Below are 25097 nucleotides of genomic sequence, written 5' to 3' on the forward strand. Positions count from 1 at the left end.
CGGCTATATCCTGCCTGATCTCTGCCTGCCCCTGCCTGCCCCTGCGTGTCACCTGCTTCTGCCACCATGGGACGTATGTGTGGACGATTCGCGGTGACCACCGATCCGGCGCTGCTGGCGGAAAAGATCAAGGCGATCGACGAAACCACGGCGGCGCAGAAAGACGCGACCGGACCCAACTACAACGTCGCACCGACCACCACCATCAGCGCCGTGGTCAAGCGCCACACCGATCCCGAGGACGAGGCGACGCGTCGCCTTCGGTCCATGCGATGGGGCCTGGTGCCGCCGTGGGCCAAGACCAGTGACGACGGCGGCCCGGACACCAAGGGGCCGTTGCTGATCAACGCGCGCGCCGACAAGGTGACCACCTCGCCGGCGTTTCGAGCGTCGGCGAAGAGCAAGCGCTGCCTGGTGCCGATGGACGGGTGGTATGAATGGCGCGGGGAGAAGGGCGCCAAGACGCCGTTCTACATGTACGGGGCCGACGGTGAGCCGTTGTTCATGGCAGGGCTGTGGTCGACGTGGCGGCCGAAGGACGCGCCGAAGGACGCGGCGCCGCTGCTGAGCTGCACGATCATCACCACCGACGCGGCCGGGCCGCTGGCCGATATTCACGACCGGATGCCGCTGAGCATCAGCAAGAACGACTGGGACCGTTGGCTGAACCCCGACGCCCCGATCGACGAGGGTCTGCTGCGTGGTCACGGCGACCTGGACCGCATCGAGGTGCGCGAAGTGTCCCGGCTGGTCAACAACGTCCGCAACAACGGTCCGGAGTTGATCGAGCCGGCCGAGCCGGAACCCGAACAGGCCACCCTGCTGTAGGAGCCTTTATTTACATCCGCCCCGAACTCATCTGGCCCCTCCGGCAGAAACCGACATGGCAAACATGAATCACGATTAACATACGGGGGTGCTCACCGCAGTCCGCAAGGTGTTGGCGTTTGAGATGAGGATCGCCGAGTGGATCGGCACCGCCATCATCCTCGCCGTGCCTTACCTCGTGGTCGGAGCGGTCTGGACAGCCTTCCACCTCGACTACATCAACACCATCAACGCCGAGGGGGTGAACCGGCTGATCGCGCTGCTCGGTTCGGTCGCCACCTGGCCGGTGCTGCTGTTCTCCACGTTGTGCATGACATGACGACCCCCACCAACCGCATCACCATCCGCAGGCGCACCGCGCGGTGGGACACCGAACCGGTCACGGCGTCCGATGCGATGGATTTCTGGGCATTCGCCGCAGGACCCGCCAACGTCGTCATGCAACTGTCCCGTCCCGGGGTCGGATATGGCGTCGTGGAGAGCAAGGTCGATTCCGGGAACCTGCTCAAACATCCATGGAAGCGCGCCAGAACGACGTTCCAGTACCTGGCGGTGGCGATTCTGGGGACACCGCAGGACCGCGCGGCGTTTCGGGAGGCGGTCGACGGATCGCACCGCCACGTCCAATCGACGCCGGACAGCCCGGTCCGCTACAACGCCTTCGACCGAGACCTCCAGATGTGGGTTGCGGCATGTCTTTTCGTCGGCCTGGAAGACACCTATCAACTGCTGCGCGGCGAGATGACGCCGGAACAATCCGAGCAGTTCTACCGATCCGCATGGACGCTGGGCACCACCTTGCAGGTCAGCGAGGACCAGTGGCCACCCACCCGCGCGGAGTTCGACGCGTACTGGAACCGGGCGTGCGGCCAGATCGGCGTCGACGACCGGGTCCGCGACTATCTGATGCGGATGCTGAACCTGCAGATGATCAATCCCGTACTCGGCCTGCCGTTTCGGCCGCTGGTGAAGTTCCTCACGACGGGCTTCCTCGCGCCGGTGTTCCGTGACGCGATGGGTTTGCGGTGGAGCGATTTCAAACAGCGCCAATTCGAAAGGCTGTTTCTGCTCGTCGCGTTCGGCAACAGGTTCCTACCGGTGTTCATTCGCCAGGGCGGCAGTTACGTCCTTCTCGCCGACGTGCGCCGCCGCGTCCGGCAGCAGCGCGCGCTGGTGTGACGATGTTGCGCCGGGTGCTGAACCGTCGGGTGAGTGTCGAGGCGATGATCGAGATCGCGATGTGGCTCGCGATCCCGTATCTGCTGATCGGGCTGGTGTGGGCGTTCTTCGACGCCGAACAGGTGCGCGCCATCGAGATTGCGTTGCAGACCCGGTTGCCCGCCGGCGCCGACATCGCGGCCTTTGTGCAGACCGCGTTGCTGTGGCCGCTGATGCTGTTGGGCACCGACGTCTGCTTGGCCTGAAGCCCCGTCGACCTTATGTTGACCGCCCTCTGCCATCTTGACAGAGAATTCCTCGGTTAGGCTAGAGTAAACCTCGTGCCCGGAAGTGCGACGGGATCAGACGCGCGGAGCCGGCTGCTTGCCGTCGCGCGACGACGCTTCGCCGCCGACGGCGCCGTGTCCGCCACGCTGGATCAGGTGCGCCGCGAGGCCAACGTCAGCGTCGGCGCGTTGTATCACCACTTTCCCGACAAGCTCGCGCTGGCCACCGCCGTCTATGCGCAGCTGATCGCCGAGTACCAGGCCGGGTTCCTGGAAACGCTGCGCGGCCACGACACCGCTGAAGGCGGTATCCGCGGTGGCGTCGTCTATCACCTCGACTGGGTGAGCAGACACCGGGGCGAGGCGACGCTGCTGCTCGGGGACCGGCTCGATAGTGAGCGGTTGCGCGAGTCCAATGCCACGTTCTTCGAATCGGTGCGCGACTGGTGGCGTCCACACCAGCGCTACGGGATGTTGCAACCGATGCGCATCGGCGTCACCGCCGCGCTGTGGCTGGGTCCGGCACAGGAGTTCAGTCGCCACTGGATCTCGGGCACCGAGGTCACCATGTCGACCGATGCGGTCCAGACCTTTGCCGACGCTGCCTGGGCAGCGTTGCGCATCAACGGAATTCAACGAAAGGACCCAGGATGACACCGTCAGGATCGCTGTATCGGACGATGGTGGCCGCCGGCGACGACCCCGACGCGCCACGGCGGGTGCGGGTCGAGCGCCGCGGCGATCGGGCGGTGGTCACACTCGACGAGCCCAAGCGGCTCAACGTGCTGTCCGCCCCGCTGGTACGCCAACTTGGGTGTGCCCTAAAGGATCTCGACGCTGACCCGGATGTGCGCTCGGTGGTTCTGACCGGAGCCGATCCCGGTTTCAGCGCCGGTGGGGATCTGAAGATGATGGATGCCGCCGTCGAACAGCTCGGCGCGCCCGAAGGTACGGCCGACGTCTGGCGGTGGATTCGACGTGAGTTCGGCGGCGTCGCCCGGTTGATCGCCGGCTCTGAGACCGTGTTCATCGCCGCGCTCAACGGTGCGGCGGCCGGTGTGGGGCTGGCGTGGGCACTGACCTGCGACCTGGTGATCGCCAGCGAGCGCGCGGTGATCGTGCCCGCGTTCGGACGGCTGGGCCTCATACCGGAGGTGGGTACCAGTTGGGCGCTGACCCGACGGCTGGGATACCAGGGAGCGTTCGCGTACTACCTGCGCGGCGACCACATCGATGCCCATACCGCATACCGCCTTGGACTCGTGCAGGAAGTGGTCACCCACGACCGCCTGATGGCCGCGGCCGACGAATGGTGTTCGCGGATCAGCGAAATGCCCCCGCATGCGGTCGCGATGGCCAAGCCGCTGCTGCGCGCGGCGGCGGACGCGGACTGGGCCGACGCGCTCACGCTCGAGGAGTTCGCCGAGCCGACCTGCTTCACCACGGCGGCGTTCGCCGACAGTGTGCACGCCATGGTGAACCAGGAATCAACCTGAAACGCTCAGCGCACCAGGCCTTGTGACGTCAGCACCGCCAGCAGCGAACCGTCGTCGGCGCGCAGCGAGCCGTAGGCCGTCACGGCGGTGGTGGCAACCGATCCGCGGCCCTCGAACAGCCGCCACGTCGTCGAGGGCACCAGGTGGGCGCCGGGCTGCCAGGTGACCGTGAGGTCGAGGCTGAGCAGCCATGCGTCCACGAAGTCGGTGACTTGCCCGGGGGAGTCGAACAGGTGGGCGTCGGCGTGCAGCACGTCACCGATCTGGGGGTGGCGCAGCGGATCACCGTCGGCTTGGCCGTGATCGACCGCCACCCACAGCGCCACCTCGGGTCGGCCGCGGTGGAACCGGGTCATGCTGTCGGGGTAGTCGATGCCCCGGCGGTGCGCGAACCGCAGTGGCGCCCACTCGTCTCGCAGCCAGTCCAGCGCCGTGCCCTCGGCGGGATCGGGCAGCGGTGACGTCGCTGTCCCGTAGCGTTCGAAGGGAACCGGAGGGTCCACCGCGGGTGGACCGAGCCAACCATCGGCCAGCCAGCTGCTCGCGATGAGGATGGTGCGGCCGCCCTGGCTGATGGTGGCTTCCACCGCGTGGGCGGCCTTGCCGTCGCGGACGGTCCGTGCGACGAGCTCGACCGGCCCGGGGACACCGGCCTCCACGAACGTTACCGACAGCGATGCCGCTGCGGGCCTGCCGCTGTGGGCGAACACCGCGGCGAGCGCCAGCGCCGAGGTGTACCCGCCGAACGCGCGGCCGTCGAAGCACCAGTGCTGCGGCAGTTCGCGCGCGTACCGGCTGGTCTGCGCGTCGTGCCGTCCCCCGTCGAGTTCGAAGTCGTCGCCGTTGAGCACCGCTACGGCCCGGTGTATCCCGGCGGGTTGGGCGTGTCCACCCACAGGTCGACGCCCAACTCTGCATCCGGGACGCAGTTGTACACCGAGAGGTCGGTGACACCGGATTCCAGCAGCACGTCCTCACACAGCAGGCTGTTGCCGGTGTACTCGCGCGCGGGTTTGTTCAACACGGCGTAGGCCGAATCGGCGTAGACGTCGGGCTTGCGGGACCGGGCCATCGCCTCGTCACCGCCGAGCAGGTTCTGAACCGCCGCGGTGGCCACCATGGTGCGCGGCCACAGCGTGTTGGAAGCGATGCCCTGATCGCGCATCTCTTCGGCGATCGCCAACGCGCACAACGACATTCCGTACTTGGCCATCATGTATGCGGTGGGTTTGAGCCACTGGGGCTCGAGCCGGATCGGCGGTGACAGCGTAAGGATATGGGGATTGTCACGGCCGATCATGTGCGGAATGCATGCCTGCGAAACCGCGTAGGTGCCGCGCACCTGGATGCCGTTCATCAGATCGAAGCGTTTGAGTGGCACCTCGGTGATGGAACCCAGGTTGATCGCCGAGGCATTGTTCACGCAGATGTCGATGCCGCCGAACTGCTCGACCGTCTTGGCGACCGCGGCGCTCACCGAGTCGCCGTCGCGGATGTCGCCGACGATCGGCAACGCCTGCCCACCGGCCTCCTCGATTTCCTTGGCCGCGGTGTACACGGTGCCCGGCAGTTTGGGGTGCGGCTCGGCGGTCTTGGCGACCAACGCGATGTTGGCGCCATCGGCGGCGGCGCGCTTGGCGATGGCCAGGCCGATACCGCGGCTCGCGCCGGAGATGAACATGGTTTTACCGGATAGCGACATGGGCTCACCCTATGACCTGCACGCCGTCCGACCGCCGAGTGTGGCCTTTTGGCACGCTTCGGGGCGCGGGAGCGTGTCGGTAACCCACGTTCGCGGCCGGTTTCAGGCTTGGATGTCGGCGACGACGGCCGCGGTGAGCCCGATCAGGTCCTGCGGGTGCACCGCGACCTCCCAACCGCGTTTTCCGGCGCTGCACAGCACCCGGTTCCACCGCATCGCGGACGCGTCGACGACCGTGGGCAGCGTCTTGCGCTGGCCAAACGGCGAGATTCCCCCGACGACGTAGCCGGTGGCACGTTCAGCGGCGCCCGGTTCGGACATCGTCACCTTCGGCACGCCCAGTGCGGCCGCGACGGCCTTCAGCGACAGTTTCTTTCGCACCGGCAACACCGCGACACCGAGGCCCTTGGGCAACGCCTCCGAGGCCACCACCAGCGTCTTGAACACCTGCTGCGGGTCGACGCCCTGGACCCGCACGAGTTCCTGGACGGCTTCGTCGCCGTAGGACTCGTGGCGGGGGTCGTGGTCGTACTGAAGCACCTCGTGGGGAATTTCGGCAACCAGCAGGGCCCTGATCGCCGGGGTCGCCGCGCGTGCCATCGGCTCAGCCTAGTGCCGGGTGGCGACCGCCCGTTTCGTACCGGGCAGGGAACAACTGCAGGTGGTCGTCTTGTTATTCGGACCAGAACCCGGCTGCGTTGGGCGGCCGGGTCACATGTCGGTTATTACCTCTAGGATTGCGAGAAGGGGGTCTCGGTGCCCACGATGGCCATGGACGTGCGGTTACGTCCGGTGGATTTGGCTGACCTTTTCGGCGGCACCACGACAGAAGGGACGGTGTTCCCCACGATGACCGACTCCGACGGCGCAGCGCGCGACGGCGCGCCCGAAACGTCGGCGCCCGAACGTCAAGAAACCGATGAGGAGCTGACAGCCCGGTTCGAGCGTGACGCGATTCCGCTGCTCGACCAGCTGTACGGCGGCGCGCTGCGCATGACGCGCAATCCGGCCGACGCCGAGGACCTGCTGCAGGAAACCATGGTGAAGGCCTACGCCGGCTTTCGCTCGTTCCGTGAGGGCACCAACCTGAAGGCGTGGCTGTACCGCATCCTGACCAACACCTACATCAACACCTACCGCAAGAGGCAGCGGCAGCCGGCGGTGTATCCCACTGAGGAGATCACCGACTGGCAGCTGGCAGAGACCGCCTCGCATTCCTCGACGGGGCTGCGGTCCGCTGAGGTGGAGGCGCTCGAGGGGCTTCCCGACAGCGAGATCAAGGAAGCGTTGCAGGCTTTGCCGGAGGACTTCAGGATGGCGGTGTACTACGCCGACGTGGAGGGCTTTCCATACAAGGAGATCGCCGAGATCATGGACACACCGATTGGCACGGTGATGTCCCGGTTGCACCGGGGCAGGCGCCAGCTTCGCGAGCTGCTCGCCGATGTGGCGCGCGACCGTGGCTTCGTCCGGGGACAGCTGGACACCCCTGAGGAGGTGTCCTCATGAGCGAGCGTTCGGATTCCGACGAGCGATGGACCCCGCCGGTCGGTCCGGTGGACCCCGACCACCCCGAGTGCGCTGCGGTGATCGCCGAGGTCTGGATGCTGCTCGACGGCGAATGCACGGCCGAGACCCGCGACAAGCTCAAGCAGCATCTGGAAGCCTGCCCGGCCTGCTTACGGCACTACGGCGTCGAGGAGCGGGTCAAAAAATTGATCGCCAAGAAATGCGGCGGTGAGAAGGCCCCTGAGAGCCTCCGCGAGCGGCTGCGCATCGAGATCAGCCGCACCACGATCATCCGCGGCGGTTAACGCACCGACTTCGAACCGGCGTTCGGCCGCTTTCCGTGGTTGGCCTTCGTGTGCTTGCGGTCACGCTTCTTACGGCCACGTTTGGCCATGATATTCCTCCGTATAAGTCAAGGGTTTGAGAGGTCCGCCGCACGGCGGACGCAGCCCAACCATTGTGTCATGGCCCGCCGACACCGCTGCCATCGCGTGGTTGTGGTTCGATAGACGCGGCAGGCAGCCGGATCTGGATGCCCACGACATGTACTGCGAAGGGGTGAAGATGGCCGAGGATGTTCGCGCGGAAATCGTGGCCAGTGTGCTCGAGGTCGTGGTTAACGAGGGCGATCAGATCGGCGCGGGCGACACCCTGGTGCTGCTGGAGTCGATGAAGATGGAGATCCCCGTGCTGGCCGAGGTGGCAGGCACGGTCAGCAAGGTCAGCGTTTCGGTCGGTGACGTCATCCAGGCCGGCGACCTCATCGCAGTAATCAGCTGAGACCGTGATTTGGGTGTACTTGGTCACGATTTGCGTGACCAACTACGCCGAAACCGCCCCTAGCCAACATGTCGACTCTCGGTGACCTGCTTGCCGAGCACACCATGTTGCCCGGCAACGCGGTTGACCATCTGCACGCGGTGGTGGGGGAATGGCAGCTGCTGGCCGATCTGTCCTTCGCCGACTTCCTGATGTGGGTCCGCCGCGACGACGGCTCCCTGGTGTGCGTGGCGCAGGTACGCCCCAACACCGCGCCGACGGTGCTGCTGGCCGACGCGGTCAGCACGCTGGCCGCGCCGACGGACATGCCCGTCGTCGCCGCGGCCTTCGAGTCGGGCAGTATCGGCGTGGGAGACGGTGCGGGACAACCGGTTTCGCCCGGGCTCAATGTGGAGGCGGTGCCGGTGCGCTACGACAACGAGGTCGTTGCGGTGCTCACCCACCAAACGGCGTTGGCGTCGCGCAAAGCCAGCCCGCTGGAAAGCGCATACCTGGACTCTGCGGGCGATCTGCTGCACATGGTGTCGGAGGGCACCTTTCCCAACGTCGGCGATCTTGCGGTGTCGCGTTCCAGCCCCCGCGTCGGCGATGGTTTCATCCGCCTCGACGAGGGCGGCGTGGTGGTGTTCGCCAGCCCGAACGCGATATCGGCCTATCACCGGATGGGTTTGCCCGCCGAACTCGAGGGGCATGACCTCGTCGAGGTGACACGGCCGCTGATCTCCGATCCGTTCGAGGCCGAGGAACTGGCCGAGCACGTGCGCGACTCGCTGAGCGGCGGGTCGAGCATGCGCATGGAAGTCGACGCGGGCGGTGCCGCTGTGCTGCTGCGCACGCTGCCGTTGGTGGGCGGTGGCAGGCCCGTCGGCGCGATCGTGCTGATCCGCGATGTCACCGAGGTCAAGCGCCGCGACCGCGCCCTGCTGTCCAAGGACGCCACCATCCGCGAGATCCACCACCGGGTGAAGAACAACCTGCAGACCGTCGCGGCGTTGCTGCGCCTGCAGGCCCGGCGCACCAACAATGCCGAGGGCCGTGAGGCGCTGATGGAATCGGTGCGCCGTGTGTCGTCGATCGCGCTGGTGCACGACGCGCTGTCGATGTCAGTGGACGAAGAGGTCAACCTCGACGAGGTCGTGGACCGGATCGTTCCGATCATGAATGACGTTGCGACAGTGGGCAGTCCGATGCGCATCACCCGCGTCGGCGACCTCGGGGTGCTCGACGCCGACCGGGCCACGGCGTTGATCATGGTCATCACCGAGCTGGTGCAGAACGCGATCGAGCATGCCTTCGACGGGTCCACCGAGCAGGGTTGCGTGACGATTCGTGCCGAGCGCTCGGCGCGGTGGCTTGACGTCATCGTCCATGACGACGGTCGTGGTCTACCCGAGGGGTTCAGCCTGGAGAAGTCCGACCGGTTGGGTCTGCAGATCGTGCGGACGTTGGTGTCCGCGGAGCTGGATGGCTCGTTGGATATGCGCGATGGGCGCGATGGGGGAACGGAGGCGGTTTTGCGGGTCCCGATCGGCCGCCGCGGCCGAGCCGCGCAATGACGAGGGCGGCCGAGCCGCGCAATGACGAGGGCGGCCGAGCCGCGCAATGACGAGGGCGGCCGAGCCGCGCAATGACGAGGGCGGCCGAGCCGCGCAACAATTGCGCGAATTGGCTATTTGTATCGCGAACTGGCCCTAATTGAATTCGCACACGTTTACGGCCCCGATTTTCGCCGGGGCCGTAAATCTATTGGTCTGTACTGCGGTTAGACGCTGCTGCGGGCCTTGGTGCGGGCATTGCGTCGCTTCAGCGCGCGCCGCTCGTCCTCGCTCATGCCGCCCCACACGCCGGCGTCCTGGCCGGACTCCAATGCCCAGGTGAGGCACTCGGTGGTGACGGGGCAACGATTGCAGACGAGCTTCGCGTCGGCGATCTGCGCGAGCGCCGGCCCGCTGTTCCCCACTGGGAAGAACAGTTCCGGATCCTCGTCACGACAGACCGCCTTGTGGCGCCAATCCATAATCACAACTCCTTACATGTGCGCAGCGGGGCGCACGAGCTTTTCTTCGGCTGTCAACGCGTGCAAAGGGAAATGTTTCTGCACTGGTTGCTATCGATGCTTTCACAGGCTGGACAGATGTCAACACTCATCAGTTAACAAGTGCGCAATCTCACTAGAAGGAGGTGTTAGCGGATCACTCAATCGTTTGTACTACGCTTGATCCACCTGCGCCCTCAATCGGACCGCAGAATGTTATTACTGCAGGTCAGGCGGAGAAATCGCAGGAGGTGCGAGCACGCCGAGCGCGTCGGGAACGGCAGTGAACGTCATCGAGTCGCGCCGGCCCAGGTAGTCACCGTCGATCTGGCATGCCACCGCCGTGTCGCTCGTCACCCGCAGCCACGGCAGATCATCGTCGCGGACCAAGTGCTTGGCTTCGATGCGCGGCCGCCGCGACAGCATCTGCCGCACCAGCCGCAGATTCGCCCCGACGTTCATGCTGGTCGTGGCGAATACACCCAGGCCGGTCTCGAAGGTGGTCGTCGGGTTCGTCCAGACCGGTCGGCTGTTGGCGTATGTCCACGGGCTGGCGTTCGACACGAAAGCGAAGTGCACACCGGTCACTGGTTCGCGGTCAGGCATATGCAGCGTGAGCGACGGCTCTTTGCGGGTGCTCGCCAACACTTCGCGGATCGCTACCCGGATATAGCGGGACGCGGTGACCTTGCGTCCCTTGCTGCGTTGCGCCTCGACGGCGGCCACAACATCGCCGTCGACACCCATGCCCGCGGTGAACACGCCCCAGCGCTCCCCACAGTCCATCAACCCGATCCGCCGCCAGGTCTTGTGGCGTCGGTAGCTCGACAGTAGGTCGACGAGCTGGTTGGTCGCTTCGATCGGGTCCGGGCTGATGCCCAGTGCGCGGGCGAAAACGTTGGCCGAACCGCCGGGGACGACGCCGACTGCGGGTGCGGCCGCACCAGGCCCTCCGACCTCCAGAATGCCGTTGACCACTTCGTTGACGGTGCCGTCGCCGCCGTGCACGATCAGCACGTCGACGCCATCGCGGGCGCTGTCGCGGGCGATCTCGATGGCGTGGCCGCGGTGGTCGGTGTGTACGACCGCCAGCTCGACGCGGCTTTCCAGCGCGTGGGCCAACAGGTCACGCCCAGCCGGCGTCGTCGACGTCGCGTTCGGGTTCACGATCAGGACGGCGCGCACGGGGCGTCAGCTTATCGGGACGGCCGACGGGGGTCAGGGTGCGCTCGGCGGCTTGCACCTTGCCGGCGGTCCAAGTTGTCGGCTTGGCGGTCGCGGTGATAGCGGACGAAGCGCTGTTCGCAGCAGTCGTGACGTGGCTTGTACGGGGCCTGCTGGCAATGAGACCGCGGTCTGCGGTTGGTTACCATGTCGATCACATCAGGGCACCGGCGTGGCTGCCGGACGCATGCCGTCCGAAGGGAGCGAAAGTGGCGAAAGCCGTAGGGATCATCGGCGGCGGCATCATGGGTTCCGGTATCGCGGAGGTATCGGCTCGCGCGGGCGTCGACGTCGTGTTGCGCGAGATCAACAATGAGCTGATCGAGGCGAGCATCCGCCGACTCGATACCTCGCTGGACGCCGCGGTCCGCAAAGCCAAACTCACACAAAGTGAGCGCGACGACATCAGAGGACGCATCCGCTTTACCGAAAGGCTCGAAGAGCTAGCCCATTGCGATCTGGTGGTCGAAGCAGTCGTCGAGGACCTCGGGGTCAAATCCGAAATCTTCGCCGCTCTCGGGAAGATCGTCCGCACCGATGCACTGATCACGAGCAACACGTCATCCATCCCGATCATGCAGCTGGCGGCCGCCACGGAACGCCCGGAGCGCGTCCTCGGCCTGCACTTCTTCAATCCGGCGCCGGTCATGCCGCTGGTCGAGATCATTCCGTGTCAGGTCACGTCGGACGAAAGCGTAAGCCGCGCCATGGCATTCGCGAACGAACAACTGGGTAAGACCGTTGTCACGGCCAAGGACCGCGCCGGCTTCATCGTCAACGCTCTGCTGATTCCCTATCTACTGTCGGCGATCCGTATGGCGGATGCGGGTCTTGCCAGCGCAGAAGACATCGACAAAGCGATGGTCGGCGGCTGTAACCACCCGATGGGTCCGCTCGCGCTGACCGACCTCATCGGACTCGACACCACGATGGCGGTGGCCGAGTCGATGTACGCCGAGACCAAAGAGCAGTTGTATGCCCCGCCTGCGCTGTTGCTACGCAAGGTAGAGGCCGGTGAACTCGGCCGCAAGACCGGACGCGGGTTCTTCACCTACTCCAAATAGGCGACAGAGGTTCTCCGGCGCATCAGTCGCTAACCTACGGATATGACCGTTCCCTCACCGTCAACCGTGCGCCAGGCCGCCGTCCTGGTCGGCCTCGAAGGCCTCGGTGGGCTGATGGCCGCGCTGGTCTACCTGGTGAGCGGGTTGTCCGGTACCGACCAGCCGGGGATGAACTTCTTCGGCACCGCCGCCTGGTTCGCGATCATCGGCGGCGGGGTCGCCGCCGCGGGATGGGCGCTGTGGACCGGTCGGCGCTGGGGCCGCGGCATCGCGGTGTTTGCGCAGCTGCTGCTGCTTCCGGTGGCCTGGTACATGGCGATCGGCTCACATCAGTGGGTCTACGGCGGGGTCGTGGCGATCCTGGCGCTGATCACGCTGGGGCTGCTGTTCAGCCCGTCCACGCTGCAGTGGGTGGCGGCTTCCGACACCGGTCAGAGTTCAGCGGCCAAGGCGGACAACTCCGGGCCCGACACCCGGTAGGTGATCCAGTCGGTCTGCGGCTTGCCGCCGACGGCGTCGTAGAGCGCGATCGCGTCGATGTTCCAGTCCAGCACCGCCCACGTCAACCGGGTGTAGCCGTTGTCGACGCACTCGCGGGCCAGCGTGGCAAGGATTTTGCGGGCCAGGCCGCGCCGGCGAAACTGCCGACGGACGTAGAGGTCTTCCAGATAGATACCGGCCACACCGTCCCATGTCGAGAAGTTGCGGAACCACAAGGCCCCGGCCGCGACCTCACCGTCGACCTCGGCGAGGTGCCCGAACACAATCGGCGTATCGCCGAAAAGCGCTGCATATACCTGACTTTCGGTGACCGTACATTGGTCGCTGGCGTGTTCGAAGGCGGCGAGTTCGTGGACCATCGCCGTCAACTCCGCCTCGTCGCCCGGGCGGACGCGACGGATGAGTTCGGTCATGGCTGGGCCTGCAGGGCCGACAGGATCGTGGTGAACTTGCTTGTGGTCTCGGCGACTTCGTCGTCGGGATCGGATTCGGCGACGATGCCCCCGCCCGAATAAGCGGTTGCCGTGCGCCGGTCGGCGGACAACTGCGCGCACCGGATGGACACCACCCAGCGGCCGTCGCCGCGCTGATCACACCAGCCCACGGCGCCGGCGTAGAAGCCGCGGTCGCCTTCCAACTCGGTGATCAGATCGGCGGCCGCATCGGCGGGCACACCCCCGACCGCCGGGGTGGGATGCAGTGCGACAGCCAGATCCATTGCAGTGGTGGACTTATCGCGCACCTGGCCGCTGATCATGGTGTAGAGATGCCAGACTGCGTCGGTCTTGCGGAGTTTGGGTTCCGGCGCGATGTCGAGGTCCGTGCAGAGCGGATCGAGCGCATCTCGGATCGCGTCCACTACCAGTTGGTGCTCGTAGCGGTCCTTGCTCGATGCGGCCAGCGCAGCGCCGCTGGCCTCGTCGGCCTCGGGATCGGAAAGCCGGGGGGCAGAGCCGGCGAACGGCGCGCACACCACCTGATCGCCGCGGCGCGCCACCAAGAGTTCGGGGCTGGCCCCCACCAGGGCGGATCCGGAGTAGCCTCCGCCTGCCGCGGTCAGATCGGCGAGAAACGCATTTGCTGTCGGGTCGGCGACCACCAGGCGGTTCACGACGGTGCGGGCGTCGATCGGACCGTCGGCTGCCAACCGCAGCGTGCGGGCCAACACGACTTTGTGCATCGCGCTGTCCGGGTCGCGCAGCCGCTGCAACGCGGCCTCAACGCGTGCCCGGTGTTCCTCGGGTGCGGGCCTGGTTTCGACGATGCGTACAGACGGCAGCGCACGCAGCGGCCACTGCGGTGGTTCGTCGAGGAACTGTACCGCCTGCGGCCGCATCAGCGCCGCCGGTTTGGACATGTCAAAAGGTAAGGCGCCCACGATGATAGGCGCGCTGTGGGAGGCTAACGCGGCTCGCGCGTCAGCGACGTTGGGGAAGGCGGTGTGCACCCCTTCGGCGACGACGGCGCCGCCGGAGACCAGGACGAAGCAGGGTTCGCGCGTCATGTCGGCAGGCACGGGTGGCGATGGCCCGTCAGTCCCAGTGCGCTGATCTGACGCACGCCGTGCTCGTAGCCGCACACCGCGATCGACGCGGCGACCATCGCGAACCTGATCCCGTCCTGCAACGCAAGCTCCACCCAGCGGGTCACCACGGCGCGCGAAAAATGGCCGTGTCCGACGAACAGCACATCACGAGATCGCATGTGCTCCAACGCATACTCGATAGCGCGGTCGGCGCGGTCGCTGACCTGCTGGACCGTCTCGCCGCCGGGGCAGCCGTGCGTCCAAACCAGCCAGTCGGGGACGCTTCGCCGGACCTCTGCGGTGGTGAGGCCCTCGTAGTCGCCGTAGTCCCATTCCGCCAACAGGGGTGAGACACCGTCGACGGTCAGCCCGGCCAGTTCGGCGGTGACCAGCGCGCGGTGGCGCGGGCTGGAAACCACCAGCGGGTTGTCGAGGTCCAGTACCGCGAGCGCGTCGGCGGCCAGCTTGGCCTGTGCGCGACCGGTGTCGGTGAGGTCGAGGTCGGTGCGTCCGGTGTGCTGACCGGAACGCGACCATTCGGTCTCACCGTGGCGAAGCAGCAGCAGCCGGTGCCGTTCGGCACCGCTTTCTGGTCCTCGCCGCAGTGGCTCGTCGCCCACGCCCACGAATTCTGCCTCACGGCGCGTCGCAAGTCGCGAGCACGTGCCAGGATGGGAAGTGTGACGCGGGTTCTTGCGGTCGCAAACCAAAAGGGTGGCGTTGCCAAGACGACGACGGTGGCTTCCCTGGGTGCGGCGATGGTCGAACAGGGGCGCCGAGTGCTGCTGGTGGACCTTGACCCGCAAGGGTGTCTGACGTTTTCGCTCGGGCAGGACCCCGACAAGCTGGCGGTCTCGATCCACGAGGTGCTGCTCGGCGAGGTGGAACCCGATGCCGCGCTGGTCGACACGATCGAGGGGATGGCCCTGCTGCCGGCCAACATCGACCTGGCGGGCGCGGAGGCCATGCTGTTGATGCGGGCGGGTCGCGAGTATGCGCTCAAGCGGGCGCTGGCCAAGCTCGGCGACCGGTTCGACGTGGTGATCATCGACTGCCCGCCATCGTTGGGGGTGCTCACGCTGAACGGGTTGACCGCATCTGATGACGTCATCGTGCCCCTGCAGTGCGAGACGCTGGCGCACCGCGGCGTCGGCCAGTTCCTGCGCACGATCACCGACGTCCAGCAGATCACCAACGCCGACCTGAAGCTGCTGGGCGCCTTGCCCACGCTGTACGACTCGCGCACCACGCACAGCCGCGACGTGTTGCTCGACGTCGCCGACCGCTACGACCTGCCGGTGCTGGCGCCGCCGATTCCGCGCACCGTGCGGTTCGCCGAGGCTTCGGCTTCGGGCTCCTCGGTGCTGGCGGCGCGCAAGAACAAGGGTTCGTTGGCCTATCGGGATTTGGCCGCCGCGCTGCTCAAGTACTGGAAGAACGGCAAACAACTCCCCACCTTCACCCCCGAGCTCTAAAGACGCCGAAAGGGACGAACGGGCGGGAAACTGCGAGTAAATCGCGCCATATCGTCGATCTCGGTCCGGCTCGTGGCGCGGCGCTCGGGCTGGGTCAGCCCAAGGCGACCACTTCGTCGCCGCGTTGCTCGATGACCATCGAACCCGCGACCGCGGGAACCACCGGCGTCGGATGCGGTGACCGCTCCACCGCGATGTGGCGATCGCCCTGCCCGGTGGCCGGGTCGAACAGGTCGTAGCCTCCGGTGACAGGCACCAGCAGCCGCCCGGCCATCACCGTCGCCGGCCCCAGCGGAATGTCGGGACCCGACGGCGCGATCGAGTACTTGTAGCGAAGTCCGTTGGCGGAAAACACCATTACCGTGTCGCCGGTCCACCAGGTGATCAAGTCTCCGGCGCGCGACATCGTGGCGTTCGCCGCCGGGGGTCTGGGCAACTGGGTGCTCGCGACGGTCGCGCCGGTTTCGTCGATGACGTTCACCGTCGGCTGGGGGGTCGGCACGTACACGGCCGTCGTGGTGTCCGCCACGGCGACGACGCGCGCGCCCGAGTCGTCGGCGACGCCCTCCAGCGGCACGTATTTCAGCTCAGGGGTGTCTTCCTCGTCCGACGGCCGCAGCAGCGTCAGCCGTAGGTCTGGTTCATGCGGGCAGGCCTCCAGCACCGATACCGCGCTCGAACTGGCCGCCGCGGACACCAGCCGGCACAGCGGCAACACGGGGATGTCGGGTTTGATGCGGGCGTCGATGGCGCCGTAACTGAGCATCCTGACCATGTCGGAGCGCCACAGCTCCAGCCGGGTGTCACCCGCCGACAACACGGTGGTGCCGTCCGATGACAGCGTCACCTCGGGGTCGGCGTAGCCCGAACGGGCCGGACCGCGCACCCCGGTGCCGGCGTCGATCGTGCTGACCTGTCCGCAGCCGCGGACGTCGGGATACACCGCGACCGCGTACTCGTAGACATAGGTGACCCCGCACAACGGCAGATCGCGGGCGTAACTCCATGACGTGTCCCCGGTCGCCGGGTCGCGACCCTCGACGACGCTGCCGTCCCCGGTGACCACACTGCCCGCCACCACCAGCGGTCTACGGGTCTGCGTGCTGGGCGCCGTCCACAGCTGCGCCAGTGCGTCCGGCACCGCCTTGGCCGGTGTCAGTTTCGGCACGGGCTCGGCGGCCGGTCGGCTGATCGTGGCCCGCGCGTCGCTGTTCCACCAGACCAACGCGATGACGACGGCCACCACCGCGACTATCGCCAAGGCCGCGGCCACATCGGCCTTGGTGCGGCGTTCGGGTTTGACCATCGCGGGGCCGGGCGCCTCGCTAGGTGGCGCTGGCCGGCGCCTTACCCGACCGGCGCCGACGCCGACGGCGAGGTTTGGCGTTCTCGTCGGACCCGGTGTCGTCGCCATCGGTCGGGGTCTGCTCGTTGGCCGACGACCCCGGATGCCCGGTCACCGGCTTGCCGCCGCGGGTCCGCCGCCGGGCGCGGTTGCGGCTGCGGGGACGGTCGGTGGACCGCTCGGCCGGCGCGCGTTTGGCCTTCGGTTTGACCGCTGCGCCGACGCGACCACTGGCGTCGGCCGGGATGCCCAGCTCCTCGTACAGGTGCGGTGAGCTGGAGTAGGTCTCGGCGGGTTCGGGGCAGCCCAGCCCCAGCGCCTTGTCGATCATTTCCCAGCGGGGCAGCTCATCCCAGTCGACCAGCGTCACGGCGACGCCGGTCTTGCCTGCGCGGCCGGTGCGGCCGATGCGGTGCACGTAGGCCTGCTCGTCCTCGGGGATCTGGTAGTTGATGACGTGGGTGACGTCGTCGATGTCGATGCCGCGGGCGGCGACGTCGGTGGCGACCAGCACGTCCACCTCGCCGTTGCGGAATGCCTTGAGCGCCTTCTCGCGAGCACCCTGGCCCAGATCACCGTGCACGGCGCCGACCTTGAAGCCCCGCTCGCCGAGGTCGTCGGCGACCTTCTGGGCGGTGCGCTTGGTGCGGGTGAAGATCATCGTGGCCCCGCGACCTTCGGCCTGCAACACCCGGGTGACCAGTTCCACCTTGTCCAGCGCATGGGCGCGGTAGACGAACTGCTCGGTGGTGTCGTGGGTGGCCGCCGAATGGGGGGCCTCGGCCCGGATGTGCGTCGGCTGGTTCATGAACGTGCGGGCCAGCGTGATGATCGGGTCGGGCATGGTGGCCGAGAACAGCATCGCCTGACGCTGGTCGGGGATCTGCTTGAGAATCCGCTCGATGTCGGGCAGAAAGCCCAGATCGAGCATTTCATCGGCCTCGTCGAGCACCAGCATGGACAGCCCGCCCAGTTGCAGGTGACCCTGCTGGGCCAGGTCGAGCAGCCGGCCGGGCGTGCCGACGACGACGTCGACGCCCTTCTGTAGCGCCTCGATCTGCGGCTCGTAGGGGCGCCCACCGTAGATGGACGTGACGGTCAACTTGCGCTCACCGGCACGCAGGTGCTTGGCCGCGACCGACAGGTCGTTGAACACCTGTAGGCACAGCTCGCGCGTCGGCACGACGACCAGCGCCCGGGGGATACCGGACAGCGGCCGCTCGGCGTCGCTTGTGATGCGCTGAAGCAGCGGCACTCCGAACGCCAGGGTCTTGCCCATCCCGGTGCGGGCCTGGCCGATCAGATCGTCGCCCGCCAGCGCCATCGGCATGGTGAGTTCTTGGATAGCAAACGGATGTTCTTTGCCGTCTTCGCGGAGAGCCTGGACAATCTCGTCACGAACTCCGAGTTCAGCAAAGGTTGGATTGAGATGCGTCATACGCGGTCGAGGTAGCCTTTCACTTGTCATTCCTCATGGCGTCCACACGCGCGCACGAGTTCGACGAAGCTGCTGCCGGGGCCCAGCGCTGGTAGGCGGACCAACTGCGTGCACGCACATTTCTTCGGAAGCGGCAAACCCAAAGTGCTCTGAGCACCACTGCCATCGACCATCATACCCGCGCGGCCTCGCCCGGCAGTCGGCGCGCCGGGCGGCGTTTAGGCTTGGCCCATGACTTACCCGCCGGGACCCGAGCCCAAGTCCACCTCGGTGTCATCGGGCGTCTCCCCGGATCACCCCGGTGTCAACGAACTGTTCGCGCTGCTGGCCTACGGTGAGGTGGCCGCGTTCTACCGGCTCACCGACGAGGCGCGGATGGCGCCGAACCTGCGCGGCCGGATCAACATGGCCATCATGGCCGCCGCCGAGATGAACCACTACGAGGTGCTCCGAGATGCGTTGCAGCGCAGGGGAGTCGACGTAGTGCCGGCGATGACGAAGTACGCGTCGGCGTTGGAGAACTACCACCGCCTGACCACGCCGAGCACCTGGTTGGAAGCGCTGGTGAAGACCTACGTCGGTGACGCACTGGCCGCCGACTTCTATCTCGAGATCGCCGACGCGCTGCCCGACGAGATCTCCGACGTGGTGCGGGCGGTGCTGGCCGAAACCGGGCACTCACAGTTCGTCGTCGCCGAAGTGCAGGCCGCCGTGACCGCCAGCGACAAACAGCGCCACCGGCTGGCCCTGTGGTCGCGGCGTCTGCTCGGTGAGGCGATCACGCAGGCGCAGTTCGTGCTGGCCGATCACGACGAACTGGTCGACCTGGTGATGGCCAGCGGTGAGGGCCTGAGCCAGATGACCGAGTTCTTCGACCGCCTCCAGCGCACGCACGCCGCCCGCATGGAGGAGCTGGGCCTGGCCTGACCAGCGCCGCGCTACTTCGTGCAGTTGGTGATGATCGTGTTGTTGTTCTGCGCGGCGATCACCGCACCCGACGCGTCGGTGATGCTGCAGTTCAGCTGACCGGCCACGCTGGTCGCGGTGACCGAGCTGAGCTCCACACCGGGGTCCAACACGATGGTCTTGGCCCACGGCAACGCCGCGTTGACGTCGGTTCTCAGCGCGCCCTGCGCGTCGGTGTAGATCACTGTCACCAGATCGATCAGCTGGCGATTGCCGGTCACCCGATAGGTCACTGTGCGCGGTGCGGGCGCTGGCGGCGGGGCCGCCTGAGCGGGCGGGACGGCCTGCGTGGGCGGCACGACCGGCTGTGCGGTCGGCTGTGCGGTTGGTGCGGCCTCGGCCGACGGCGTGACGGTGGTGACGGTCTCCGGCGGCAGGGTGGGAACCAACCCCGCGCGCGGGGCCGAGGACGCGGTTGCGCTCGGGCTGGGCGCCGTCGACGTCTGAGTGGCCGTAACCGAACCGCTGTCCCCACCGCCGAGGATCACGCCCGTCGTGCCGACGGCGACGAACAGAATGGCCCCGGCGATGCCGGCCACCCACATCCAGCGCCGGTCGATACGCGCCTCGTCGTCCTCGAAATCGGCGTACTCGTCGGCGTATTCATCGGCGTAGTCGTCGTAGTGCTCGTCGTACCCCTCGTCATAGCCAGGCCGGTATCCGGCGTCGAAGTGAGGGTCGTAGTCGAGCTGGTCGACGGGCGATCCGCCGTCGTGGCCGCGGCGTTCGGTCGGGGTCAGCGAATACGGCGACCGCGCAGTAAAAGGCCTGTTCATGTGGACTTTCCCAAGTCGTATCGAGCAATACCCGGCTGATGCTATCGATGCCAGAGTGACGTATGAGGTCTGGCGGCCGGTGTGTTGGTTACGGTCCGGACTCGGTTCGGTCGCCGTTTGTAGCCGCGGCGCGAAATACGCTCAACGGGGCTTCGCTGACCGCGAACTCACCGCCTCGGCACCGCGTCGACGGCGTCCATTAGCCTTGGTGCAAACAGTCCCGGCAAGTGCGACGAAACGGAAAGGGTCCGCAGCGTGGAGGTCAAGATCGGTGTCATGGACAGCCCGCGTGAGCTGGCCTTCAACAGCGCACAGACGCCCAGCGAGGTGGAGAAGTTGATCACCGATGCGCTGGAGCGGCAGTCGGGTGTGCTGGCCCTGACCGACGAGAAGGGCCGACGCTTTCTGGTGCAGACCGCCAAAATCGCCTACGTCGAGATCGGCGCGGCCGACGTGCGCCGCGTCGGGTTCGGGGTCGGAGTGGGAGCCGAGCCGGCTAAGACCGGGTAAGCGGCACGTGTGACAAGCCGCCCCAGATGAACTGCACGGTGCCCTCCACGGCGTCTTCCTTGGAGATCGGGCGCTCGGCGTTCAGCCAATAGCGCGCTGAATCGACGCTGATGGCGACCAGGCCGACGGCGATCATCCTGGCCCGGTGCGGTTCCAGCCCGGAATCGTGGCTGATCAAGTCGAACACCGCGTCGGTGCAAGCTTCGGTGGCCACCTTGACCTGCGCGGCAACCTGCGGCTCGGTGACGTAGTCGTTCTCGAAGATCAGCCGGTAGCCCTGGCCGTCGTGCTCGATGAAGTCGAAGAACGCCTGCACGGCGGCGCGCACGCGCTGGCGGTTGTCGGTCGTGGTGCGCAGCGCCTGTCGCACCCCGGAGACCAGGTTTTCCACATGGCGCTGCAGCACCGCCAGGTAAAGCTCCAGCTTCGACGAGAAATGTTGGTAGAGAACGGGTTTGCTTACGCCGGCACGATCAGCGATCTCGTCCATGCCTGCGGCGTGATAGCCGCGGTAGACGAACACCTCGCTTGCCGCAGCGAGCAACTGCCCACGACGTTCATCACGTGGCAGCCTGTTGCCGCGCCGGTTGGGTCCGTTGCCGTTTCCCGACGGTGCGTTCTTCCTCGCGGCGGGGTTCGCGAGATCGCTCATCATGTCCTTCGTCCGGTCAGTTTCGGCAATGACACTACTACCGTCGGCAAAGGCGTAGTGGTAGGCCGTCGTCGGCTTCTTCGGTGGCGCGCCGGAAGTGCCTGCGCTTCGGCCTGTGTCATCCTGATTCGGTGACTCACGACTCGGAGCGTCGCGTGGACTCGCGGATCCGGGGAGATGTGCCCGCTTTGCGTAATGAGTGGCGCGAGCCACTACGTGCGCAACGCGATCCGCTGTCCCAGGGGTCTGGGCGGATCAGGTCCAACCGCGATGAGCACCGCCAGGTGCGCAAACAAACCTGGCTGGGCCGCTTCGTGTCCACCTACGGTTGGCGCGCCTACGCATTGCCGGTGCTGATGGCGTTGACCGTCGTCGTCGTGTACCAGACGATCACCGGGACCAGCGCGCCGCCCACTGCCGAGCAGGCCGAAGGCCCGGTACAAGGCCCGCCCACCATCGGGGTGGCCAGCACCGCCATCATCGGCGCCCCGCCCAAGGGTCTGACCGAGTTCGACGCCAACCTGCCCACCGGGATCCTGCCCGCGGGCGGGCCGTTCACCCAGGCCGGCGCCAAGACCTGGCACGTCGTGCCCGGTGCCACCGCACAGGTGGGGGAGGGCACCGCCAAGGTGTTCACCTACACCGTCGAAGTGGAGAACGGCATCGACACCACGACGTTCGGTGGCGACGACGGGTTCGCCAGGATGGTCACCGAAACCCTGGCCAACCCCAAGAGTTGGACGCACAACCCCCAGTTCGGGTTCGTCCGCGTCGACGAAGCCTCCGGGGTCCAGCCGGACTTCCGGGTATCGCTGACCACGCCCATGACGATCCGCGAGGGTTGCGGCTACGACATCCAACTCGAGGCGTCCTGTTACAACCCCGCCTACATCGACGGCCAGCCACGGGTGTTCATAAACGAGGCCCGCTGGGTGCGCGGCGCGATTCCGTTCCAGGGCGATGTGGGGTCCTACCGGCAGTATCTGATCAACCACGAAGTCGGCCACGCCATCGGCTACCAGCGTCACGAGCAATGCCCGGAAAACGGTGAGCTGGCGCCGATCATGATGCAGCAGACGTTCTCCACCAACAACGACGACGCGGCGCGCTTCGACCCCGGCACGGTCAACCCCGACGGTAAGACCTGCCGGTTCAACCCCTGGCCCTATCCGATCGCCTGATTTTCCCCTCCTTATTTCCGCGAGCGTGCGGGTTCCCCGCGCTTCGCGGTCGGGCCCAGAGGCCGACACGCCGAGGTTTAGCCAGAGTTCACGCACGCTGGCCAAGGCCGCGGGAAGCCCTACGGCCCAATCCGCGTTGTGCGGTACGACCTATTGTTAAGGCAGGACAGCCTAAGGAGTAGTTCGGTGTCGACACCGTTGCCGCCGCTGGTTGAACCGGCGGGCGAACTCACGCGTGACGAGGTGGCGCGCTACAGCCGTCATCTGATCATCCCGGACCTGGGGGTGGATGGGCAGAAGCGGCTGAAAAACGCCCGGGTGCTGGTGATCGGGGCCGGTGGGCTGGGTTCGCCGACGCTGCTGTACCTGGCCGCGGCTGGGGTGGGCACCATCGGCATCGTCGAATTCGACGAGGTCGACGAATCCAACCTGCAGCGCCAGGTCATCCACGGGCAGTCCGACATCGGTCGGTCCAAGGCGCAGAGCGCACGCGACTCGATCCTCGAGATCAACCCGCTACTCGAGGTGCGGCTGCATGAGTTCCGCCTCGAACCGGACAACGCCGTCGACCTGTTCTCCCAGTACGACCTGATTTTGGACGGTACCGACAACTTCGCCACCCGCTATCTGGTCAACGACGCCGCGGTGTTGGCGGGCAAACCGTATGTGTGGGGCTCCATCTACCGCTTCGAGGGCCAGATCTCGGTCTTCTGGGAGGACGCCCCCAACGGACAGGGCCTCAACTACCGCGATCTCTACCCGGAACCGCCACCTCCTGGAATGGTGCCGTCCTGCGCTGAGGGCGGGGTGCTGGGCATCTTGTGCGCGTCGGTCGGCTCGGTCATGGGCACCGAGGCGATCAAGCTGATCACCGGCATGGGTGAACCGCTGCTGGGGCGGTTGATGGTGTACGACGCGCTGGAAATGAGCTACCGCACCATCAAGATCCGCAAGGACCCGGCCATCCCGAAAATCACCGAACTGATCGACTACGAGGAGTTCTGCGGCGTCGTCTCCGACGCGGCCGCCGAAGCCGCCGCCGACGCCACTGTCACCCCGAGGGAGCTTCGCGAGCTGATGGATTCGGGCAAGCCGCTGGCGCTGATCGACGTGCGTGAGCCCGTCGAGTGGGAGATCAACCGCATCGAGGGCGCCGAGCTGATCCCCAAGACCGCCTTCGAATCGGGCGAGGCCCTGGCCAAACTGCCCGTGGACCGCACGCCGGTGTTCTACTGCAAGACCGGGGTGCGCTCGGCCGAGGTGCTGGCCATCGCCAAGAAGGCCGGCTTCTCGGACGCCATGCACGTGCAGGGCGGAATCGTCGCGTGGGGTAAGCAACTCGAACCCGACATGGTGATGTACTAACGCCTGGTTTGCCCGTGCGCGGCTTAGGCTGAGCTCGTGACAGTCGATGGCCCGCCGGATCATGTGCTGGCGGCGTTCGGGCTGACCGGCGTCGAGCCGGTTTCGCTTGGCTCGAGTTGGGAGGGCGGCTGGCGCTGCGGCGAAGTCGTGCTGTCGATGGTGGCCGATCACGCCCGCGCCGCCTGGTCGGCAAAGGTGCGCGAAACCCTGTTCGTCGACGGGGTGCGGCTGGCGCGGCCGGTGCGCTCCACCGACGGTCGGTATGTGGTGGCTGGTTGGCGCGCCGACACGTTCGTCGCGGGCAGCCCCGAACCGCGCCACGACGAGGTGATCTCGGCCGCCGTGCGGTTACACGAAGCGACCGCCAAACTGGAACGTCCGCGGTTTCTCACCCAGCCCCCGGTCGCGCCGTGGGCCGACGTCGACGTCTTCATCGCCGCCGACCGCGCCGCGTGGGAGGAACGTCCGTTGCATTCGCTGCCGCCGGGCGCGCGGGTTTCGCCCGGCTCCGCCGACGGCCAGAAGTCAATCGAGTTGCTCAACCTGCTCGCGACGCTGCGCAGGCCGACCAAGAGTCCCAGCCAGTTGGTTCACGGCGATCTCTACGGCACAGTGCTTTTCGCCGGCACCGCCGCGCCCGGCATCACCGACATCACCCCGTACTGGCGGCCGGCGTCGTGGGCGGCCGGGGTGGCGGTCGTGGATGCGCTGTCATGGGGCGAGGCCGACGACGGGCTGATCGAACGGTGGAACGCGCTGCCGGAATGGCCGCAGATGTTGTTGCGCGCCTTGATGTTCCGCATCGCCGTGCATGCGCTGCATCCGCGGTCGACGGCCGCGGCGTTTCCCGGGCTGGCGCGGACGGCCGCGTTGGTGCGGCTGATCCTGTAGTGGCGGCTCACGCTCGGTTTCGGGGCGCGAACGTGGGTTACCCGCACGCTTTCACGCGGCGGAGCGTGTCGGTAACCCACGTTCGACGGCTCAGAACGTGTGGCGCACTTGCCCCAACGGCACCCGGCCGTCATGGGCCAGCACGCCTTCGGCGCGCAACAACTCGAGTTGTCGCGTCGTCAGATGCGCAGCGGGCCGCCCGGATGCCCGGATCACGCGATGCCACGGCAGATCCGACGAGTCGGTGCGCATGATCCAGCCGACGATGCGCGCGCTGGAAAGCCCTGCGGCATCGGCGATGTCACCGTAGGTCGACACCCGCCCTGGCGGAATCGCGGCGACCAAAGCGCGTACGGTCTCCACCTGCAACTCGGTGACCGCCGCCATTG

General features: G+C 66.8%; 32 protein-coding genes. 18 read left to right on the forward strand and 14 right to left on the reverse strand.

Annotation, left to right across the window (positions count from 1 at the left end; genetic code table 11):
• Nucleotides 1-75 precede the first annotated feature (75 nt).
• The 6 genes from ABQE44_RS05985 (at nucleotide 76) to ABQE44_RS06010 (ending at nucleotide 3769) form a co-directional block, all read left to right on the forward strand.
• Nucleotides 76-828: an SOS response-associated peptidase gene (locus tag ABQE44_RS05985; protein ID WP_448395022.1), complete on the forward strand. Its 753-nt coding sequence runs from the start codon at nucleotides 76-78 to the stop codon at nucleotides 826-828.
• 88 nt (nucleotides 829-916) lie between these two features.
• Entirely contained in the window at nucleotides 917-1147 is a 231-nt protein-coding gene (locus tag ABQE44_RS05990) for a hypothetical protein (protein WP_448395023.1), read from the forward strand.
• Nucleotides 1144-2007 carry an oxygenase MpaB family protein gene (locus ABQE44_RS05995; RefSeq protein ID WP_448428719.1) on the forward strand — a complete coding sequence of 288 codons (864 nt, stop codon included), beginning with the start codon at nucleotides 1144-1146 and terminating at the stop codon, nucleotides 2005-2007. Before ABQE44_RS05990 ends, ABQE44_RS05995 begins: the two co-directional genes overlap by 4 nt.
• A 2-nt stretch (nucleotides 2008-2009) precedes the next feature.
• Nucleotides 2010-2252: a hypothetical protein gene (locus ABQE44_RS06000; RefSeq protein ID WP_448395090.1), complete on the forward strand. Its 243-nt coding sequence runs from the start codon at nucleotides 2010-2012 to the stop codon at nucleotides 2250-2252.
• Nucleotides 2253-2327: 75 nt separating this feature from the next.
• Nucleotides 2328-2927: a TetR/AcrR family transcriptional regulator gene (locus tag ABQE44_RS06005; RefSeq protein WP_448428721.1), complete on the forward strand. Its 600-nt coding sequence runs from the start codon at nucleotides 2328-2330 to the stop codon at nucleotides 2925-2927.
• Nucleotides 2924-3769: an enoyl-CoA hydratase/isomerase family protein gene (locus tag ABQE44_RS06010; protein WP_448428723.1), complete on the forward strand. Its 846-nt coding sequence runs from the start codon at nucleotides 2924-2926 to the stop codon at nucleotides 3767-3769. Before ABQE44_RS06005 ends, ABQE44_RS06010 begins: the two co-directional genes overlap by 4 nt.
• Before the next feature lie 5 nt (nucleotides 3770-3774).
• Here the strand turns inward: ABQE44_RS06010 and ABQE44_RS06015 are convergent, their stop codons facing one another.
• From ABQE44_RS06015 to ybaK, 3 genes are all read right to left on the reverse strand, one after another.
• Nucleotides 3775-4665 carry an acyl-CoA thioesterase domain-containing protein gene (locus tag ABQE44_RS06015; protein WP_448428725.1) on the reverse strand — a complete coding sequence of 297 codons (891 nt, stop codon included), beginning with the start codon at nucleotides 4663-4665 and terminating at the stop codon, nucleotides 3775-3777.
• Nucleotides 4623-5471 carry an SDR family oxidoreductase gene (locus tag ABQE44_RS06020; protein ID WP_448395028.1) on the reverse strand — a complete coding sequence of 283 codons (849 nt, stop codon included), beginning with the start codon at nucleotides 5469-5471 and terminating at the stop codon, nucleotides 4623-4625. The genes ABQE44_RS06015 and ABQE44_RS06020 overlap by 43 nt, the downstream gene beginning before the upstream one ends.
• 102 nt (nucleotides 5472-5573) lie before the next feature.
• Complete coding sequence (gene ybaK / locus ABQE44_RS06025) at nucleotides 5574-6071, reverse strand: Cys-tRNA(Pro) deacylase (protein WP_448395029.1); 498 nt, start codon at nucleotides 6069-6071, stop codon at nucleotides 5574-5576.
• Nucleotides 6072-6320: 249 nt separating this feature from the next.
• On the opposite strand from ybaK, the gene ABQE44_RS06030 reads away from it, so the two are divergent.
• A complete protein-coding gene (locus ABQE44_RS06030; protein ID WP_448395091.1) occupies nucleotides 6321-6980 on the forward strand; it encodes a sigma-70 family RNA polymerase sigma factor in 660 nt (219 codons plus the stop codon).
• The gene (rsrA, locus tag ABQE44_RS06035; RefSeq protein ID WP_448395030.1) at nucleotides 6977-7285 is read left to right on the forward strand and encodes a mycothiol system anti-sigma-R factor; all 309 of its coding nucleotides are present in this window, start codon (nucleotides 6977-6979) and stop codon (nucleotides 7283-7285) included. The genes ABQE44_RS06030 and rsrA overlap by 4 nt, the downstream gene beginning before the upstream one ends.
• Here the strand turns inward: rsrA and ABQE44_RS06040 are convergent.
• Nucleotides 7282-7374 (reverse strand): 50S ribosomal protein bL37, encoded by a 93-nt coding sequence (locus ABQE44_RS06040; RefSeq protein ID WP_090355725.1) that lies wholly within the window; start codon nucleotides 7372-7374, stop codon nucleotides 7282-7284. The two genes, rsrA and ABQE44_RS06040, sit on opposite strands and share 4 nt — an antisense overlap.
• Before the next feature lie 170 nt (nucleotides 7375-7544).
• Here ABQE44_RS06040 and ABQE44_RS06045 point away from each other — a divergent pair, with 170 nt between their 5' ends.
• Entirely contained in the window at nucleotides 7545-7760 is a 216-nt protein-coding gene (locus ABQE44_RS06045; protein WP_448395092.1) for a biotin/lipoyl-binding carrier protein, read from the forward strand.
• Between the two features lie 68 nt (nucleotides 7761-7828).
• Nucleotides 7829-9316 (forward strand): two-component system sensor histidine kinase PdtaS, encoded by a 1488-nt coding sequence (locus ABQE44_RS06050; RefSeq protein ID WP_448395031.1) that lies wholly within the window; start codon nucleotides 7829-7831, stop codon nucleotides 9314-9316.
• Between the two features lie 206 nt (nucleotides 9317-9522).
• Here ABQE44_RS06050 and ABQE44_RS06055 read toward each other — a convergent pair whose 3' ends face one another.
• The gene (locus tag ABQE44_RS06055) at nucleotides 9523-9777 is read right to left on the reverse strand and encodes a WhiB family transcriptional regulator (protein WP_448395032.1); all 255 of its coding nucleotides are present in this window, start codon (nucleotides 9775-9777) and stop codon (nucleotides 9523-9525) included.
• A 237-nt stretch (nucleotides 9778-10014) separates the two neighbouring features.
• The gene (locus ABQE44_RS06060; RefSeq protein ID WP_448395033.1) at nucleotides 10015-10980 is read right to left on the reverse strand and encodes a diacylglycerol/lipid kinase family protein; all 966 of its coding nucleotides are present in this window, start codon (nucleotides 10978-10980) and stop codon (nucleotides 10015-10017) included.
• 83 nt (nucleotides 10981-11063) lie between these two features.
• Here ABQE44_RS06060 and ABQE44_RS06065 point away from each other — a divergent pair, with 83 nt between their 5' ends.
• Nucleotides 11064-12083 (forward strand): 3-hydroxybutyryl-CoA dehydrogenase, encoded by a 1020-nt coding sequence (locus ABQE44_RS06065; protein WP_448428727.1) that lies wholly within the window; start codon nucleotides 11064-11066, stop codon nucleotides 12081-12083.
• Between the two features lie 42 nt (nucleotides 12084-12125).
• On the forward strand, nucleotides 12126-12563 hold the full coding sequence (locus tag ABQE44_RS06070; RefSeq protein WP_448395035.1) for a hypothetical protein: 438 nt from the start codon (nucleotides 12126-12128) through the stop codon (nucleotides 12561-12563).
• Here ABQE44_RS06070 and ABQE44_RS06075 read toward each other — a convergent pair.
• The 3 genes from ABQE44_RS06075 to ABQE44_RS06085 are packed head-to-tail and all read right to left on the reverse strand — an operon-like array spanning nucleotide 12515 to nucleotide 14729.
• Nucleotides 12515-12997 (reverse strand): GNAT family N-acetyltransferase, encoded by a 483-nt coding sequence (locus ABQE44_RS06075; protein WP_448428729.1) that lies wholly within the window; start codon nucleotides 12995-12997, stop codon nucleotides 12515-12517. The genes ABQE44_RS06070 and ABQE44_RS06075 overlap by 49 nt on opposite strands.
• Complete coding sequence (locus tag ABQE44_RS06080) at nucleotides 12994-14088, reverse strand: isochorismate synthase (protein ID WP_448395037.1); 1095 nt, start codon at nucleotides 14086-14088, stop codon at nucleotides 12994-12996. Before ABQE44_RS06080 ends, ABQE44_RS06075 begins: the two co-directional genes overlap by 4 nt.
• A complete protein-coding gene (locus ABQE44_RS06085) occupies nucleotides 14085-14729 on the reverse strand; it encodes an acid phosphatase (protein WP_448395038.1) in 645 nt (214 codons plus the stop codon). Before ABQE44_RS06085 ends, ABQE44_RS06080 begins: the two co-directional genes overlap by 4 nt.
• 51 nt (nucleotides 14730-14780) lie before the next feature.
• Between ABQE44_RS06085 and ABQE44_RS06090 the strand changes: the two genes are divergently transcribed.
• Complete coding sequence (locus ABQE44_RS06090) at nucleotides 14781-15584, forward strand: ParA family protein (protein WP_448395039.1); 804 nt, start codon at nucleotides 14781-14783, stop codon at nucleotides 15582-15584.
• A gap of 94 nt (nucleotides 15585-15678) precedes the next feature.
• Here ABQE44_RS06090 and ABQE44_RS06095 read toward each other — a convergent pair whose 3' ends face one another.
• Complete coding sequence (locus ABQE44_RS06095) at nucleotides 15679-16890, reverse strand: Rv3212 family protein (protein ID WP_448395040.1); 1212 nt, start codon at nucleotides 16888-16890, stop codon at nucleotides 15679-15681.
• Between the two features lie 19 nt (nucleotides 16891-16909).
• Nucleotides 16910-18367: a DEAD/DEAH box helicase gene (locus ABQE44_RS06100; protein WP_448395041.1), complete on the reverse strand. Its 1458-nt coding sequence runs from the start codon at nucleotides 18365-18367 to the stop codon at nucleotides 16910-16912.
• A 231-nt stretch (nucleotides 18368-18598) separates the two neighbouring features.
• On the opposite strand from ABQE44_RS06100, the gene ABQE44_RS06105 reads away from it, so the two are divergent.
• A complete protein-coding gene (locus tag ABQE44_RS06105) occupies nucleotides 18599-19294 on the forward strand; it encodes a ferritin-like fold-containing protein (RefSeq protein WP_448395042.1) in 696 nt (231 codons plus the stop codon).
• 11 nt (nucleotides 19295-19305) lie between these two features.
• On the opposite strand, the gene ABQE44_RS06110 is transcribed toward ABQE44_RS06105, so the two are convergent.
• On the reverse strand, nucleotides 19306-20109 hold the full coding sequence (locus ABQE44_RS06110) for a superantigen-like protein SSL4 (protein WP_448428731.1): 804 nt from the start codon (nucleotides 20107-20109) through the stop codon (nucleotides 19306-19308).
• A gap of 255 nt (nucleotides 20110-20364) precedes the next feature.
• Between ABQE44_RS06110 and ABQE44_RS06115 the strand changes: the two genes are divergently transcribed.
• A complete protein-coding gene (locus ABQE44_RS06115) occupies nucleotides 20365-20619 on the forward strand; it encodes a DUF3107 domain-containing protein (RefSeq protein WP_448395044.1) in 255 nt (84 codons plus the stop codon).
• On the opposite strand, the gene ABQE44_RS06120 is transcribed toward ABQE44_RS06115, so the two are convergent.
• Complete coding sequence (locus ABQE44_RS06120) at nucleotides 20606-21271, reverse strand: HTH-type transcriptional activator FasR (protein ID WP_448395045.1); 666 nt, start codon at nucleotides 21269-21271, stop codon at nucleotides 20606-20608. The two genes, ABQE44_RS06115 and ABQE44_RS06120, sit on opposite strands and share 14 nt — an antisense overlap.
• A 131-nt stretch (nucleotides 21272-21402) precedes the next feature.
• Here ABQE44_RS06120 and ABQE44_RS06125 point away from each other — a divergent pair, with 131 nt between their 5' ends.
• The 3 genes from ABQE44_RS06125 (at nucleotide 21403) to ABQE44_RS06135 (ending at nucleotide 24708) form a co-directional block, all read left to right on the forward strand.
• Nucleotides 21403-22452: a DUF3152 domain-containing protein gene (locus ABQE44_RS06125; RefSeq protein WP_448395046.1), complete on the forward strand. Its 1050-nt coding sequence runs from the start codon at nucleotides 21403-21405 to the stop codon at nucleotides 22450-22452.
• 186 nt (nucleotides 22453-22638) lie between these two features.
• On the forward strand, nucleotides 22639-23817 hold the full coding sequence (gene moeZ, locus ABQE44_RS06130; RefSeq protein ID WP_448428733.1) for an adenylyltransferase/sulfurtransferase MoeZ: 1179 nt from the start codon (nucleotides 22639-22641) through the stop codon (nucleotides 23815-23817).
• A 36-nt stretch (nucleotides 23818-23853) separates the two neighbouring features.
• Complete coding sequence (locus ABQE44_RS06135; protein WP_448395048.1) at nucleotides 23854-24708, forward strand: TIGR02569 family protein; 855 nt, start codon at nucleotides 23854-23856, stop codon at nucleotides 24706-24708.
• Nucleotides 24709-24798: 90 nt separating this feature from the next.
• Here the strand turns inward: ABQE44_RS06135 and ABQE44_RS06140 are convergent, their stop codons facing one another.
• A complete protein-coding gene (locus ABQE44_RS06140) occupies nucleotides 24799-25095 on the reverse strand; it encodes an MGMT family protein (RefSeq protein ID WP_448428735.1) in 297 nt (98 codons plus the stop codon).
• Nucleotides 25096-25097: the final 2 nt, after the last annotated feature.

Source organism: Mycolicibacterium sp. XJ2546, assembly GCF_053483195.1.

What these genes read in the sequence shown, in the direction of transcription:
- ABQE44_RS06000 (WP_448395090.1), top strand. Translation starts at nt 2,010, where the DNA reads ATGTTGCGCCGGGTGCTGAACCGTCGGGTGAGTGTCGAGGCGATGATC.
- ABQE44_RS05985 (WP_448395022.1), top strand. Translation starts at nt 76, where the DNA reads ATGTGTGGACGATTCGCGGTGACCACCGATCCGGCGCTGCTGGCGGAA.
- ABQE44_RS06010 (WP_448428723.1), top strand. Translation starts at nt 2,924, where the DNA reads ATGACACCGTCAGGATCGCTGTATCGGACGATGGTGGCCGCCGGCGAC.
- ABQE44_RS06020 (WP_448395028.1), bottom strand. Translation starts at nt 5,471, where the DNA reads ATGTCGCTATCCGGTAAAACCATGTTCATCTCCGGCGCGAGCCGCGGT.
- ABQE44_RS05995 (WP_448428719.1), top strand. Translation starts at nt 1,144, where the DNA reads ATGACGACCCCCACCAACCGCATCACCATCCGCAGGCGCACCGCGCGG.
- ABQE44_RS06080 (WP_448395037.1), bottom strand. Translation starts at nt 14,088, where the DNA reads ATGACGCGCGAACCCTGCTTCGTCCTGGTCTCCGGCGGCGCCGTCGTC.
- ABQE44_RS06090 (WP_448395039.1), top strand. Translation starts at nt 14,781, where the DNA reads ATGGGAAGTGTGACGCGGGTTCTTGCGGTCGCAAACCAAAAGGGTGGC.
- ybaK (WP_448395029.1), bottom strand. Translation starts at nt 6,071, where the DNA reads ATGGCACGCGCGGCGACCCCGGCGATCAGGGCCCTGCTGGTTGCCGAA.
- ABQE44_RS06050 (WP_448395031.1), top strand. Translation starts at nt 7,829, where the DNA reads ATGTCGACTCTCGGTGACCTGCTTGCCGAGCACACCATGTTGCCCGGC.
- ABQE44_RS06100 (WP_448395041.1), bottom strand. Translation starts at nt 18,367, where the DNA reads ATGACGCATCTCAATCCAACCTTTGCTGAACTCGGAGTTCGTGACGAG.
- ABQE44_RS06140 (WP_448428735.1), bottom strand. Translation starts at nt 25,095, where the DNA reads ATGGCGGCGGTCACCGAGTTGCAGGTGGAGACCGTACGCGCTTTGGTC.
- ABQE44_RS06095 (WP_448395040.1), bottom strand. Translation starts at nt 16,890, where the DNA reads ATGGTCAAACCCGAACGCCGCACCAAGGCCGATGTGGCCGCGGCCTTG.
- ABQE44_RS06040 (WP_090355725.1), bottom strand. Translation starts at nt 7,374, where the DNA reads ATGGCCAAACGTGGCCGTAAGAAGCGTGACCGCAAGCACACGAAGGCC.
- ABQE44_RS06075 (WP_448428729.1), bottom strand. Translation starts at nt 12,997, where the DNA reads ATGACCGAACTCATCCGTCGCGTCCGCCCGGGCGACGAGGCGGAGTTG.
- ABQE44_RS06110 (WP_448428731.1), bottom strand. Translation starts at nt 20,109, where the DNA reads ATGAACAGGCCTTTTACTGCGCGGTCGCCGTATTCGCTGACCCCGACC.
- ABQE44_RS06120 (WP_448395045.1), bottom strand. Translation starts at nt 21,271, where the DNA reads ATGAGCGATCTCGCGAACCCCGCCGCGAGGAAGAACGCACCGTCGGGA.
- ABQE44_RS06030 (WP_448395091.1), top strand. Translation starts at nt 6,321, where the DNA reads ATGACCGACTCCGACGGCGCAGCGCGCGACGGCGCGCCCGAAACGTCG.
- ABQE44_RS06045 (WP_448395092.1), top strand. Translation starts at nt 7,545, where the DNA reads ATGGCCGAGGATGTTCGCGCGGAAATCGTGGCCAGTGTGCTCGAGGTC.
- ABQE44_RS06105 (WP_448395042.1), top strand. Translation starts at nt 18,599, where the DNA reads ATGACTTACCCGCCGGGACCCGAGCCCAAGTCCACCTCGGTGTCATCG.
- ABQE44_RS06070 (WP_448395035.1), top strand. Translation starts at nt 12,126, where the DNA reads ATGACCGTTCCCTCACCGTCAACCGTGCGCCAGGCCGCCGTCCTGGTC.
- ABQE44_RS06055 (WP_448395032.1), bottom strand. Translation starts at nt 9,777, where the DNA reads ATGGATTGGCGCCACAAGGCGGTCTGTCGTGACGAGGATCCGGAACTG.
- rsrA (WP_448395030.1), top strand. Translation starts at nt 6,977, where the DNA reads ATGAGCGAGCGTTCGGATTCCGACGAGCGATGGACCCCGCCGGTCGGT.